The 13283-nt window shown below is 68.5% G+C and carries 11 protein-coding genes; 6 read left to right on the top strand and 5 right to left on the bottom strand.

Translation table 11 applies throughout. The annotated features are described in order from the left end of the window. Positions 1 to 35: 35 nt before the first annotated feature. Positions 36 to 2357, bottom strand: a complete 2322-nt coding sequence (locus AC3A6X_RS18570) for an ATP-binding protein (RefSeq protein WP_487843568.1) — start codon at positions 2355 to 2357, stop codon at positions 36 to 38. Between the two features lie 122 nt (positions 2358 to 2479). Here AC3A6X_RS18570 and AC3A6X_RS18565 point away from each other — a divergent pair, with 122 nt between their 5' ends. The 3 genes from AC3A6X_RS18565 to AC3A6X_RS18555 all read left to right on the top strand — a co-directional run bounded on the left by AC3A6X_RS18565 (position 2480) and on the right by AC3A6X_RS18555 (position 5942). Continuing rightward, the gene (locus AC3A6X_RS18565; RefSeq protein WP_487843567.1) at positions 2480 to 3679 is read left to right on the top strand and encodes a threonine ammonia-lyase; all 1200 of its coding nucleotides are present in this window, start codon (positions 2480 to 2482) and stop codon (positions 3677 to 3679) included. 80 nt (positions 3680 to 3759) lie between these two features. Next, entirely contained in the window at positions 3760 to 3912 is a 153-nt protein-coding gene (locus tag AC3A6X_RS18560) for a hypothetical protein (protein WP_181360692.1), read from the top strand. A 182-nt stretch (positions 3913 to 4094) separates the two neighbouring features. Next, entirely contained in the window at positions 4095 to 5942 is a 1848-nt protein-coding gene (locus tag AC3A6X_RS18555; RefSeq protein ID WP_487843566.1) for a phosphoenolpyruvate carboxykinase (GTP), read from the top strand. 60 nt (positions 5943 to 6002) lie between these two features. On the opposite strand, the gene AC3A6X_RS18550 is transcribed toward AC3A6X_RS18555, so the two are convergent. Then, entirely contained in the window at positions 6003 to 6533 is a 531-nt protein-coding gene (locus tag AC3A6X_RS18550; RefSeq protein WP_487843565.1) for a hypothetical protein, read from the bottom strand. A gap of 111 nt (positions 6534 to 6644) precedes the next feature. On the opposite strand from AC3A6X_RS18550, the gene AC3A6X_RS18545 reads away from it, so the two are divergent. Further along, positions 6645 to 7619: a LysR family transcriptional regulator gene (locus AC3A6X_RS18545; protein ID WP_487843702.1), complete on the top strand. Its 975-nt coding sequence runs from the start codon at positions 6645 to 6647 to the stop codon at positions 7617 to 7619. Here the strand turns inward: AC3A6X_RS18545 and AC3A6X_RS18540 are convergent. After that, a complete protein-coding gene (locus AC3A6X_RS18540; protein WP_487843564.1) occupies positions 7616 to 7891 on the bottom strand; it encodes a hypothetical protein in 276 nt (91 codons plus the stop codon). The two genes, AC3A6X_RS18545 and AC3A6X_RS18540, sit on opposite strands and share 4 nt — an antisense overlap. Before the next feature lie 28 nt (positions 7892 to 7919). Here AC3A6X_RS18540 and AC3A6X_RS18535 point away from each other — a divergent pair, with 28 nt between their 5' ends. Beyond that, positions 7920 to 8750, top strand: coding sequence for a metallophosphoesterase (locus tag AC3A6X_RS18535; RefSeq protein ID WP_487843563.1), 831 nt, complete (start codon positions 7920 to 7922; stop codon positions 8748 to 8750). Between the two features lie 10 nt (positions 8751 to 8760). On the opposite strand, the gene AC3A6X_RS18530 is transcribed toward AC3A6X_RS18535, so the two are convergent. Beyond that, on the bottom strand, positions 8761 to 10302 hold the full coding sequence (locus AC3A6X_RS18530; RefSeq protein ID WP_487843562.1) for an alkaline phosphatase D family protein: 1542 nt from the start codon (positions 10300 to 10302) through the stop codon (positions 8761 to 8763). Positions 10303 to 10310: 8 nt separating this feature from the next. Then, the gene (locus AC3A6X_RS18525; RefSeq protein WP_487843561.1) at positions 10311 to 11891 is read right to left on the bottom strand and encodes a phospholipase D family protein; all 1581 of its coding nucleotides are present in this window, start codon (positions 11889 to 11891) and stop codon (positions 10311 to 10313) included. Positions 11892 to 11982: 91 nt separating this feature from the next. Between AC3A6X_RS18525 and AC3A6X_RS18520 the strand changes: the two genes are divergently transcribed. Beyond that, complete coding sequence (locus tag AC3A6X_RS18520; protein WP_487843701.1) at positions 11983 to 13212, top strand: nucleoside recognition domain-containing protein; 1230 nt, start codon at positions 11983 to 11985, stop codon at positions 13210 to 13212. The last annotated feature ends 71 nt before the right edge of the window (positions 13213 to 13283 follow it).

Below are 13283 nucleotides of genomic sequence, written 5' to 3'. Positions count from 1 at the left end.
TCGCGCGCCGGCGCCCGGCGCGACGGCGTGCTGTCTCAGTGAACGAAGCCCATGCCGCGCGATTCGCGCACCTCAGGCTTGATGCGGTGCTCGGCCTCGAGCTGGTCCAGGAACTCGTCGGCCGAGAACGCGACGGCAAGGATATCCGTCTGGCGTTTCACGGCCGCGAAATCGCCGGGGCACAGCTGCTGCAGCCTGGCCAGGCGCTGCTGCCGCTCGCTCGTCAGGCCGGCGGCATCGCCGTCCAGCGCCTCGGTGACGAACATGCACTCGCGCTGCACCGGCGTCAGCGGCATGAACTTGATCTTGAAGGTGAAGCGCCGCAGCGCCGCCTGATCGAGCCGGTCGAGCAGGTTGGTGGTGCAGACGAAGATGCCGTCGAAGCGCTCCATGCCCTGCAGCATCTCGTTGACCTCGGTCACCTCGTAGGTACGCTGGGCGCCGCGGCGGTCCTGCAGGAAGCTGTCGGCCTCGTCGAGCAGCAAGATCGCCTGTTCGGCCTCGGCCTCCTTGAACATGGCGGCCATGTTCTGCTCGGTCTCGCCGACGTACTTGCTCATCAGGTCGCTCGCCTGCTTGATGATCAGCGGCCTGCCGATGGCCCGCGCCATGTGCTCGGCCAGCGCGGTCTTGCCGGTGCCGGGGGCGCCATAGAAGCACAGGGTGCCGTGGCCGCGCGCCTTGAGTGCCTCGACGATGCGCGGGATCTCGAAGCGGCTCTCGACATTGAGCATGTCGAGGTCGTAGGTGGTGACGCTGCGGCGCGCGCCCAAGCCGCCCTGCGTGCCGAGCGCGAGGTCGGCATTGCGCAGCTGGCGCTCGATCAGGCTCTCGATCGAGGTGCCTTCGGACATGGCCAGCCCCGCGAAGCGCACCGCGGTGCGGATCTGCGCCGGCGTGAGGCCCTTGCGGGCGGCCAGCTTGGCGGTGAAGGCCTCGGACACGGCCACGCCCTCGAGCGTCTTGCGCACCAGTTGCTCGCGCGCGCCCGGCGGCGGCGACTTGAGCTCCAGGTGGTAGGCGAAGCGGCGCCGGAAGGCCGGGTCGATCTGCTCGATGCGGTTGGTCACCCAGATCGTGGGCACGGCATTCGATTCGAGGATCTGGTTGACCCAGGCCTTGCCGCTCACGCTGCCGCTGGCGGAGGCCGGGACCTGCTCGGCGCGCGCCATGAGCTGGGCCGCCTCGGTGCTGATCGGCGGGAACACGTCCTCGACCTCGTCGAACAGCAGTGCCGCCTGCGCGCTGCCCTTCAAGAAGACCTGTGCAATCTGCAACGAGCGGTAGCGGTCGCGGCCCGAGAGCGAATTGCCGTCGCGGTCGGCGTACTCGACTTCGAAGAGCTCCAGGCCCGCGGCCTGCGCCACCACCTTCGCGAGCTCGGTCTTGCCGGTGCCGGGCGGGCCGTAGAGCAGCACGTTCACGCCCGGCTCCTTGCGCGCCACCGCGGCGCAAAGCAGGGTGATGAGCATCTGCGCGTCTTCCTGGACGAATGCGAAGTCGTGCACTGCGAGCGCGCTCTTGGCCGAGGGCCGCGTGAAGACGGCCATCAGCTCGTTGTGGTCGCGGTACTCGCGCATCAGCACGGGCGGGAGCTTTTCGCTGACCTTCATCAGGTCGGCGAGGTCGGTGATGTTGTGCTCGGAGATCAGGTTCTCGACCAGGCCGATGCGCTCCAGCCGCGAGCCAGCGCGCAGCGCCTCGCCCACGTCGCTGGCGTTGACGCCGGCGACCTCGGCGATCGCGGCATAGGCCTCGGGCGCGTTGTTGACCTTGAACTCCACCAGCAGCGAGCGCAGGTCGCGCTGGTAGCGCGCCAGGGTGCCGTAGAGCAGCAGCGCGCGCTCGGCCTTGTTGAGCTGCAGCAGGCCGGCGAGCGCATCGATGTTCTTCTCGACCAGGGTCGACTGCTTGCGCAGCGCATGGGTGAGCCAGTCGCGCGTGGCCGACAGCACGGAGAGCAGGTCCTTGGGCTGGTCCTTGGCGTACTCGTCGAGGTAGAAGAAGAGCGTGCCTTCCTCGTAGGGGCCGCGCCAGACGCCGTGGCGCTCCAGCAGCGTGCGGCCGTCGAAATGCTCGACGCCCTTCCAGACATCGTTGCCGGCGCAACGGCGGCCGAGGAATTCGCGCAGGCGCTGCAGAACGGCCAGCGGCCAGACCAGGTGGCGGCCGGTCAGCGAGAGCAGGCCGTTGAGGTCGCGCCGCACGTTGAAGCGCGGGCCCTGCTTGGCCGCCAGGGTGAGCACGAAGTGCGAGCACATGAGCTCGAGCACCGGCGCTTCCTTGAGTCCGGGCGACGGCAATGCATGGCCGCGGGAAGCCGCGGCCACGACATCGGCACCGGAACGCTTGACCATCGAGCAACCCCCAGCTAGGAGAACATGGAAACTGATCGCGACCATAGCGCAGAGTTTTGGCTTGGGGAAGACTCGGAGACGGTAAAAACCCGGATGTTGCGATTCCGTCCACAATGCCGCCCATGCTTGGAATCGACGACATCGAACGCGCCGCCGAGCGCCTGCGCGGGCAGGTGCTCGATACGCCCTGTGTGGAATCCCGCACGCTGTCCGAGATCGTCGGCGCGCAGGTCTTCCTCAAATTCGAGAACCTGCAGTTCACGGCCTCCTTCAAGGAGCGCGGGGCCTGCAACAAATTGGTCGACCTGTCGGAGAAGGGCGTCCGGGGCGTGATCGCGATGTCGGCCGGCAACCATGCCCAGGGGGTGGCCTACCACGCCCAGCGCCTGGGCCTGCGGGCGCTGATCGTCATGCCGCGCTTCACCCCGGGCGTGAAGATCGAGCGCACCCGCGGTTTCGGCGCCGAAGTGGTGCTGCACGGCGACACGCTGGACGCGGCGCGCGCCCATGCCCTGGCGCTGGCGGAGCAGGAAGGCCTGGCCTTCGTCCACCCCTACGACGACGAGGCGATCATCGCCGGCCAGGGCACCGTGGCGCTCGAGATGCTGGCCGTGGTGCCGCGGCTCGACGCCCTGGTGGTGTCGGTTGGCGGCGGGGGGTTGATTGCCGGCATGGCGCTGGCGGCCCGGGCCCGGCAGCCCGGCATCGAGATCGTGGGGGTGCAGACCCGGCGCTTCCCCACCATGGTCAACGCCGTGCAGGGCACGAACCATCCGCTGGGGCAGAGCACCATCGCCGAGGGCATCGCCGTCGGCACGCCGGGCGTGCTGACGCAGGCCATCATCGGCGCGCAGGTGAACGACCTGCTGCTGGTCGACGAGGGCGACATCGAGCAAGCGGTGCTGATGCTGCTGGAGATCGAGAAGACGCTGGTCGAGGGCGCGGGCGCGGCCGGGCTGGCGGCGCTGATCCGGCATCCCGAGCGCTTCAAGGGCAAGCGGGTCGGGCTGGTTCTTTCGGGCGGCAACATCGATCCGCTGCTGCTGGCGGCAATCATCGAACGCGGCATGGTGCGTGCCGGCCGGCTCGCCCGGGTGCGCGTCAGCGCGCGGGACGTGCCGGGCTCGTTGGCCCAGATCACGGCCACTGTGGCGGAAGCGGGCGCCAACGTCGACGAGGTGCATCACCAGCGCGCCTTCACCATGCTGGCGGCGCAGAACGTGGACATCGAGCTCGTGCTGCAGACCCGCGGACGTGCCCATCTGACGGCGGTGCTCGAGGCCCTGCGCAAGGCCGGGCTCGAGGCGAACGAGCAGCGCTGAGGGTGCTGGCAAGCCCCTAGACCGTGGCACGCAGGTCGGTCGGTAAAATGGCCTCAGTTTTGCGTACCCGAGGAATAACCATGTCCAATCCCACTCCTGTCGATCCGGCCAAGTCCGCCGCCGTCGAGGCCGACGCGGTCGAGTCGATCGTTCCCCTCATGCCCTTGGTGTTGCCCATCGCCGGCGGGGTTTTGATGCTCCTGCTGGCCTCCATCGCCGTCTACATGGCCTGACATCCGGCTGCGGCAGCGGCGGACACCCCACGGACCGCCGCCGTTCCAGGATTGCGGACCCCGCCTTGGGGTGCGCGGATCCCCCCTCTCCCGAGACGGGAAACGTTTTTTCCAACGGACCTCGGTGCCCCCCGGCCCCTGAGCCCCGTTCGGAAAGACGATTTTTCAACTTAGGAGACTCTATGAACGCACCGCTCAAGGGCCTTGCCGTGCAGGCACCCTCGTACGTCAGGAACGCGAAGCTGATCGCCTGGGTGGCGGACATGGCCGCGCTGTGCAAGCCCGAGGCCATCCACTGGTGCGATGGCAGCCAGGAGGAATACGAGCGCCTGTGCCAGCTGCTGGTGGACGCCGGCACCTTCAAGAAGCTGAACCCGGCCAAGCGGCCCAATTCCTTCCTTGCGAGCTCCGACCCGAGCGATGTCGCACGCGTCGAGGACCGCACCTTCATCTGCTCCGAGAAGAAGGAAGACGCCGGCCCCACCAACAACTGGATGGCGCCGGCCGAGATGCGCACCACGCTGCAGCCCCTGTTCGACGGCTGCATGAAGGGCCGCACGATGTACGTCGTGCCCTTCAGCATGGGCCCGCTGGGCTCGCCGATCGCGCACATCGGCATCGAGCTGTCCGACAGCCCTTACGTGGCGGTCAACATGAAGATCATGACCCGTATGGGCAAGGCCGTGTACGACGTGCTGGGCGCCGAGCGCGAGTTCGTGCCCTGCGTACACACCGTCGGCGCGCCGCTGCAGCCGGGCGAGAAAGACGTGGCCTGGCCCTGCAACAAGACCAAGTACATCGTCCACTACCCCGAGACGCGCGAGATCTGGAGCTACGGCTCGGGCTACGGCGGCAACGCGCTGCTGGGCAAGAAGTGCTTCGCCCTGCGCATCGCCTCGAACATGGGACGTGACGAAGGCTGGCTGGCCGAGCACATGCTGATCCTGGGCGTGACCAATCCCGAGGGCAAGAAATACCACGTCGCGGCGGCCTTTCCGAGCGCCTGCGGCAAGACCAACTTCGCGATGCTGATCCCCCCGGCCGGCTTCGAGGGCTGGAAGGTCACGACCATCGGCGACGACATCGCCTGGATCAAGCCCGGCGCCGACGGCAAGCTGCATGCGATCAACCCCGAAGCCGGCTACTTCGGCGTCGCGCCCGGCACCAACATCCAGACCAATCCGAACTGCATGGCCAGCCTGGACCACGACGTGATCTTCACCAACGTGGCGCTGACCGACGACGGCGACGTCTGGTGGGAAGGCATGGGCGAGGCCCCAGCCCACGCGATCGACTGGCAGGGCAAGGACTGGACGCCCGCCATCGCCCGGGAAACCGGCGCCAAGGCCGCACATCCGAACGCACGCTTCACCGTCGCCGCCGCCAACAACCCGGCGCTCGACGACGCCTGGGACGACCCCAAGGGCGTGGCGATCGACGCCTTCATCTTCGGTGGCCGCCGCTCGACCACGGTGCCGCTGGTGACCGAAGCGCGCAACTGGGTCGAGGGCGTCTACATGGCCGCGACCATGGGCTCCGAGACCACCGCCGCCGCCGGCGGCCAGCAGGGCGTGGTGCGGCGCGATCCCTTCGCGATGTTGCCCTTCGCCGGCTACAACATGAGCGACTACTTCCAGCACTGGCTGGACCTGGGCAAGAAGCTCGAGGCCGCGGGCACGCGCGCGCCCCGGATCTACACCACCAACTGGTTCCGCAAGGGCGCGGACGGCAAGTTCGTCTGGCCGGGCTACGGCGAGAACATGCGCGTGCTGAAGTGGATGATCGACCGCATCGAAGGCAAGGGCGAAGGCACCGAGCACGTGTTCGGCGTCAGTCCGCGCTATGAAGACCTCAACTGGACCGGCCTGGACTTCAGCGCCGAGCAGTTCGACACGGTCACCCATATCGACAAGGCGGCCTGGCAGGCCGAGCTGAAGCTGCACGCCGAGCTGTTTCAGCAGCTGGCGCATCACCTGCCGAAGGAGTTGCCGGCAACCAAGGCCGCGATCGAGCAGCGGCTCGCCGCCTGAGCAGGGCCCCAAAAGAAAAAAGCCGCCCTCGGGCGGCTTTTTTTCATGGGCGCGGCGGGATCAGTAGTGCTGGCCCAGGTTCACGCGGCGCAGTGCCGTGTACAGGGTCGGCACGCTGTCGTCGGCGAGCTTCGCCGATTGCGCAGAGGCGGTCACGGGCGCTTCGGCCGAGTCTGCTTCCTGGTGCGATTTGATCGCCTGCAGTTCGCGAAGGATGCGCGGGTCGAGCTTGGCATAAGCCAGGAACTGCTCATCGGCGCGGGCCGCAGCGCGGCGGCGAGCGGCGCCGCGTGTCGCAGACACAGCGCGAACGGCCAGCGTGCGGGCGGTACCGGCGAAGAAGGCGAGCGTCGCGAAGGCCACGCCCCACAGCACGAGCCAGGCGACGAGCAGGCCGCCGTCGTTCCAGGTCGACATGAGCTTGTCGGCGACGACGAGCAGCGAGGCGACGATGGCCGCCAGCAGCAGGGCTGCGAGGCCGCGCGCGCCGTCGAAGCTGCGGCGGGCAGCGCGAATTTGATCGATGACGGCTTCCGCGCGGGCGACGCCCGGGTGAGTGGCCGGTTGTTCAACGTGGACAAAGCTGGTCATGGTGAAAGTCCCTCCTAGGACGACGAGTGGCTGATGCCGGTGCAGTGATATTAGTGGTTTCCCTAGTGCTTTTCTACTTTAGCTTCATGATGTCTATCATTCACAGCGATGATAGATGTCAACTTTCGCACGCTGGATCTCAACCTCCTGCGCGTCTTCGACGAAGTGATGGCGGAGCGCAACCTCACGCGGGCGGCGCGCAACCTTTCGATCACCCAGCCGGCCGTGAGCAATTCCCTGCGCCGGCTGCGCGAGACGCTCGGCGACGAGTTGGTGCGTCGCTCCGGTGCGGGGGTCGAGCCCACACCGCGGGCGCTGGCGCTGTGGCCGACCGTGCGCGATGCCCTGCGGCAACTGCAGCACTCGCTGGCGCCGGGCGAATTCGATGCCGCGGTCGCCGACGACACCTTCGTTCTTGCCATGGCCGATGCGACGGCGGCCGAGCTGATTCCCGGCCTGGTCAGGATCGTCGAGGAAGAGGCGCCGGCGATTTCGCTGCGCGTGCTGCCGCTGACCACCCGCGACCCCCGGCGGCTGCTCGAGAGCGAGGAGGTCGACATGGCGATCGGCTACTTCCCTGCCGTCGTCGCCAACCTGGCCGCACGCGGCCAGTCCGATGCCGCCCTGCTGCCCTTCGAGACGCAACGCCTCTACGTCGGCGAATATGTCTGCGTGATGCGACGCGGCCATCCGTTGGCGGACCAGCCGCTGACGCTCGACGCCTTCTGCGCCGCGCGACACCTGCTGGTGAGCTTCTCGGGCCGGCCCTACGGCTTCATTGACCAGACGCTGGGCGCGCTGGGGCGGGAGCGGCGCGTCGTGGTCACCGTCAACCAGTTCTTCACGGCCGGTCGCGTGGTGGCCAATTCAGACCTGCTGACGGTGCTGCCCCGCCATTTCGTCAAGGTCACGGGGATCGACGAGCAACTGGTCCTGCGCGAGGTGCCGTTCCAGCAGCCGCTGGTGCATGTGGACGCCATTTGGCATCGCCGGGCGCAGCACGGCCACGCCCATGGATGGTTGCGGCAAGCACTGTTGCGCTCCGCGCGGGCGGCCTTTGCCGGCGCGCCGGGCGGTCTGGTTTAGCGGACGACGCTGAGCCAGGCGCTGGCGGCGGCGCGCAGCTCCTGGGCTTGATGGGCATTCATGCCGGCGCGGGAATCGGCGCTTTCCATCAGGGCTGCGGCCGGGCTGGCAGGGATTTCGAGAGTCTTGGAACGAAACAGGCGCGCCACCAGGGCAAGAAGACTGAACATGATGCGTGCGTCGCGGCCCATAGCCCGCGCTGGAATGATGATGAAACCAAGATTAAGGGTTTTCCCCAGTATTTCCAGACCGAAGTTATGCACGTCATGCATGGGGATATTCGCCTAGACTGGCACCAACATGAAGCTCCAGCTGCTCTCGGATCTGCACCTGGAAGTCCACCCGCAGTTTGGGATCTCGCCGGCGGAGGGTGCCGATCTGCTGGTCCTTGCCGGGGATATCGGGTCTTATCAGGCGGGATCGCGCCTCATTGAGCCCGATTTCGGCCTCACCCGCTTTTCGCCACGCCATGGCTGGCCCACCCCGGTGCTTTACGTGCCGGGCAACCACGAGTACGACAACGCTGACTTCGACCAGACGCACAAGCGCCTGCGCACGCTTTGCGAGGCGCTCGACATCCAATGGCTGGAGCGCGAAACCCGTGTCATCGGCGGCGTCCGCTTTGTCGGTACCACCCTGTGGGCCGACTTCGACGCCCTGGTCGAGCCCGGCGACAGCATGACGGAGGCACTGCGCAAACGCGGCAAGGCCATGCGCGCCGCCAACTTTTATCTGGAGAAAGCAGTGACACTGCGGGCCGGCGAAGTCTTCCTCGCCGAACCTCTGAGAGAGCACTCACTGACGTGCCAGGCGTGGCTGCGAAAGGCATTGGCCGAAGACTTCGATGGCCCCACCGTGGCCATCACGCACTTCGCGCCGACGCTGGCCAGCGCCGATCCGCGCTACGGGCTGAGCCCCGGCACCGCGGGTTTCTGCAACACGCTCGACGAACTGCTGCCCCGGGTCGACCTGTGGCTGCACGGGCATCTGCATTGCGCCTTCGACTATGTGAAGGACGGGTGCAGGGTGGTGGCGAACCCGCTGGGCTATGTGGGCAAAGGCGAGCAAGAGGGCTTCAGGCCCGACCTGCTCATCGAGGTGCCGCCAAGGCGGCCGGACCGCGCCGCCTGAGCGTCTGGGCTCAGGCGGGTTTCACGCCGGCGCGGCCGGCCTCGACCACGAAACGCGCCTGGGTGTGGAAGCGCGCATCGGCCACCACCGGATGCGCGGTCGCGCGGAACTCGCAGTGCAGCGACTTCGGCGTGGCCTCGATCAAGGCATAGCCGCGCTCGTCGCCGCGCGCATGGCGCACGTCGGGGTTGTCTTGCCGCAACCAATCCATCGACGTCCGGCTGGCGCCGCGCGAGCTGATCGAGCCGCCGACGAACTCGCTCGCGACCACCGGCGACGCGGTGTCGTTGGGTACCACGCGCAGGTCCGCCGCGACGTACCGGTGCACGTCGCCCCCCAGCACCACCACGTCGCGCAGGCCCGCGTCGGCGATGCCCTGCAGCAGCTGGCGCCGCGCCTGCGGATAGCCGTCCCAGCCGTCGGTCCAGAACTGGCGGCCGCGCGGCGCCTCGAGGCTGGTCGGGCTCATCTGCGTGGACTGGCCCAGCAGCTTCCACTGCCGGCCGGAGGCGGCCAGGCCCTGCGCCAGCCAGCGTGACTGCTCGGCGCCGAGCATGGTGCGCGTCGGGTCCGCCAGCGTCTCGCAGCCGATCACCAGCCGGCCCCAGTCATGCGCCGGATCCGGGCAGGCATGGTGGCTGCGGTACTGGCGGCAGTCCAAAGTCCAGAGCTCGGCCAGCCGGCCCCAGGCGAAGCGATCGTGGATGCGCATCGCCGCGCCTTGCGGCGGCAGCAGCAAGGGCATGTGCTCGAAGTAGGCGCGGTAGGCCGCGGCGCGGCGCTGCAGGAAGAGGCCGGGCTCGGTGTAGGCCGGGTCGCGGTCGTTCGCATAGTCGTTGACCACCTCGTGGTCGTCCCAGGTCAGGATCCACGGATGCGCCGCATGCGCGGCCTGCAGGTCGGCATCGCGCTTGTAGAGCGCATGGCGAGCGCGGTAGCCCTCCAGCGTTGTCGGGATGGGCGCGTCGTGCCGGCGCAGCTCGGGCGTCCGGCTGCTGCCTTCGTAGATGTAGTCGCCGGCGAACAGCACGAAGTCGAGTTCGCGCCCCGCGATCTCGCGATGTGCCGCATAAAAGCCATGCTCGTAGTTCTGGCAGGCCCCGAGCGCGAAGCGCAAGCGCGCCACTGCCGCATCCGGGGCGGGGGCCGTGCGCGTGCGGCCCACCGGGCTCTGCGCTTCTCCGCACTGGAAGCGATACCAGTACTCGCGCTGCGGCGCCAGGCCCTGCGCATGGACGTGCACGCTGAAGGCACGCGCGGCCTCGGCCTGCACCTCGCCCTGCGCCACCGGCCGTTTGAGCTCGGCATCGCCGAAGATCTCGTAGCGCACGGCGCAGCGCTGCAGGCCTTCGAGGCCCGGCTCGTTCTCTGCCGCCAGCCGGGTCCAGAGCACGACGCTGTCGTGCCGCGGCTGCCCGCTCGCAACGCCGAGAGTGAAGGGATTCGAGCGCCAGCGCGGCGCCGGCTGCGCGTGCAGCGGGCGCACCGCCGACCACCCGCCCAGGGCGAGCCACAGCGCGGCACGGTTGAGGTCTCGACGGCGAATGTCCATGGCCATTTCTACAGCAGTTCCTCGCCCACCCAGGGCAACATCAGCCAGTTCTTGAAGCGCAGCCAGAAATAGCCGCCCGGCTCGTCGTCGTGGACGATGTCGTTGCCGTCCGCATCGAGCTCCAGCCACTGCACATGGCTTGCGTCCGGCGAAAGCCGCAGCCGGTAGACGGTGCTGGCCCGGCTGGGGCCGCCGACCAGCGTGTTGTAGTCGGCCACGAGCTCGCGGCTGTCGATCAGGAGGCCGGCCTCCGTGTTGACCGCCGCCGAGCGGTGGTCCATGTTCATCGAGCCGATGAAGAGCAGGCGCTCGTCGATCACTGCCAGCTTGGCATGCAGCCGGCTGATCGAGTTGCCGAAGTCGCCGAACCGGCCCGACTTGCCGGTGATCCCGGGCCCGATCTCGCGGATCGCGACGCCGATGCGGAGCATCTCGGCGCGGTAGCGCCTGTAGCCGGCATAGGCGAGCGGCTCGTCGGTTGCGCCCAGCGAATTGGTCACCAGGAAGATCCTGCCGGGCTGCCCACCGGTCGCCCGCCGCATCATCTCCATGCCGCGCTGGCCGGGAATGAAATAGGGCGAAACGATGGTGACGTCGCTGCGCGCCGAGTCGAAGGCCCGCAGCGTGCCTTCGGTCACGCTGCCGCGGAAGGCCTCGGCGTCGTTGCCGCGCACGATCTTGCCCGGGTCGTCGACATAGAGCTGCGCCGGGGCCCAGCGCAGCTCGAGCGTGCCGGCCTCCAGCTGGTGGCTGACGGAGCTGCGCTCCATCACGTCGCGTGAGGGCAGCGGCAACTCCGGGATGGCGGCATGCAGCGCTTCGTCGAAGTGCCGGCGTGCCGCGTCCGGCGCCGGCGTGCGCGCGACCACGTTGCCGACCGGGCGCACCTGCTCGCTGTTCCAGTAGCGGTCGAAGCCCTGCGACATCTCGCGCACGACGGGGCCGCAGGACAGCACATCCATGTCGATGAAGTTCGCGGCGCTGCCATGCATGAAATATTCGCTCGCGATGTTGCGCCCGCCCGTGACGGCGCAGCTGTTGTCGGCCACCAGCAGCTTGTTGTGCATGCGGTGGTTGATACGGCCGAACTCGTGCAGCGAGAACAGGAAGCGCGCCGCGAGCGACCCGGCGCGCGAGGGCAGCGGATTGAACAGGCGCAGCTCGACGTTGGCATGGGCAGCCAGCCCCAGCAGCAGATCGTCCTGCCCGCCGGTGTAGAGATCGTCCATCAAGAGCCGCACGCGCACGCCGCGCGCGGCCGCATCGCGCAGCTCGCGCAGGAAGAGCAGCCCGATCTCGTCGCTGTGGATCTGGTAGTACTGCACGTCGAGCGACTTCTGCGCCTGGCGGATCAGTGCGATGCGTGCATCGAAGGCGAACTCGGCCTGCGGCAGCAGCCTGAAGCCCGACAGTCCAGGCTGCCCGGCCGGCGCTCCGGCGGCGCCGACCTGCGCCAGCCGCGTGTCCGACACCTCGGTCATCGCATGGCTGGCCAGGGCCGGCACCGGCGCAGGCAGCGTGGCGCAGCCGCCGAGCCAGGCCACGGCCAGGAACGAGAGTGCGATGCGCCATCCGGGAAGCTTCGGCATGCGCCGCAATGTAACGCCGTGCCGTGGCATGCCCGCATCGCCGCCTATGATCGCGCGCATCTTCGAAGGACAGCGGCAGCAAGGGATACGCGTGCTCAACGGCTTGTGGCTCGGTTTTTTTCTGGCGGCAGCACTGGCTGCGTTCTCGCGCTGGCTGATCGGCGGCGATGCCGCGGTCTTCGCGGCCCTGGTCGAGAGCCTGTTCGCCATGGCCAAGCTCTCGGTCGAGGTGATGGTGCTGCTCTTCGGCACGCTCACGCTGTGGCTGGGGTTCCTGCGCATCGCCGAGGCGGCCGGGCTGGTGGCCGGGCTCGCGCGGTTGCTGGGCCCCTTGTTCCGGCGCCTCATGCCCGAAGTGCCGGCTGGCCATCCGGCGCTGGGCCTCATCACCATGAACTTCGCGGCCAATGCCCTGGGGCTGGACAACGCGGCCACGCCCATCGGGCTGAAGGCGATGCGCGAGCTGCAGAGCCTCAACCCCAGCGCGACCACGGCCAGCAATGCGCAGATCCTGTTCCTGGTGCTCAACGCGTCCTCCCTCACGCTGCTGCCCGTCACCATCTTCATGTACCGGGCGCAGCAAGGCGCGGCCGATCCCACGCTGGTGTTCCTGCCGATCCTGCTGGCGACCAGCTGCTCCACGCTGGTGGGGCTGCTCTCGGTGGCTTTCATGCAGCGGCTCAGGCTGTGGGACCCGGTGGTGCTCGCCTACCTTTTGCCGGGCGCCCTGCTGCTCGCCGGCTTCATCGCGCTGCTCGCCACGCTCTCGGCCGCGGCGCTGGCTTCGCTCTCCTCGCTGCTGGGCAACCTCACGCTGTTCGGCATCGTGCTCGTCTTCCTGCTGGCCGGCGCGCTGCGGCGCGTGAAGGTCTACGAGTGCTTCGTCGAGGGCGCCAAGGAAGGCTTCGACGTGGCGAAGAACCTGCTGCCCTACCTGGTGGCGATGCTGTGCGCGGTCGGCTTGCTGCGGGCTTCGGGCGCGCTGGACATGGTGCTCTCCGGCATCCGCTGGGCCGTCGGCCTGACGGGGTGGGACGCGCGCTTCGTCGACGCCCTGCCCACCGCGCTGGTCAAGCCCTTCTCCGGCAGCGCCGCGCGCGCGATGCTGATCGAGACGATGCAGAGCCACGGCGTCGACAGCTTCGCGGCGCAGGTCGCGGCCACCATCCAGGGCAGCACCGAGACCACCTTCTACGTGCTGGCCGTCTACTTCGGCGCGGTCGGCATCCAGCGCGCGCGGCATGCGGTGGGCTGCGCCCTGCTCGCCGAGTTGGCCGGTGTGCTGGGCGCGATCGGCGTGGGCTACTGGTTCTTCGGCTGAGCGGCCTGTTACAGGCCACGCGACCCCGTGCGACAGCGGCACGCGGGGTGATCGGCCAGAATAGCCCCTCA

This window comes from Variovorax sp. Soil_C_12 (assembly GCF_057657375.1).
Note: the sequence above shows the minus strand (reverse complement) of the source record. Positions and strands in the feature narration are given on the sequence as shown.

Bases quoted from the DNA above. Each gene is read 5' to 3' on its own strand.
- AC3A6X_RS18535 (WP_487843563.1), top strand. From the start codon at position 7,920: ATGAAGCTCCAGCTGCTCTCGGATCTGCACCTGGAAGTCCACCCGCAG.
- AC3A6X_RS18540 (WP_487843564.1), bottom strand. From the start codon at position 7,891: ATGCATGACGTGCATAACTTCGGTCTGGAAATACTGGGGAAAACCCTT.
- AC3A6X_RS18530 (WP_487843562.1), bottom strand. From the start codon at position 10,302: ATGGACATTCGCCGTCGAGACCTCAACCGTGCCGCGCTGTGGCTCGCC.
- AC3A6X_RS18550 (WP_487843565.1), bottom strand. From the start codon at position 6,533: ATGACCAGCTTTGTCCACGTTGAACAACCGGCCACTCACCCGGGCGTC.
- AC3A6X_RS18555 (WP_487843566.1), top strand. From the start codon at position 4,095: ATGAACGCACCGCTCAAGGGCCTTGCCGTGCAGGCACCCTCGTACGTC.
- AC3A6X_RS18570 (WP_487843568.1), bottom strand. From the start codon at position 2,357: ATGGTCAAGCGTTCCGGTGCCGATGTCGTGGCCGCGGCTTCCCGCGGC.
- AC3A6X_RS18560 (WP_181360692.1), top strand. From the start codon at position 3,760: ATGTCCAATCCCACTCCTGTCGATCCGGCCAAGTCCGCCGCCGTCGAG.
- AC3A6X_RS18525 (WP_487843561.1), bottom strand. From the start codon at position 11,891: ATGCCGAAGCTTCCCGGATGGCGCATCGCACTCTCGTTCCTGGCCGTG.
- AC3A6X_RS18565 (WP_487843567.1), top strand. From the start codon at position 2,480: ATGCTTGGAATCGACGACATCGAACGCGCCGCCGAGCGCCTGCGCGGG.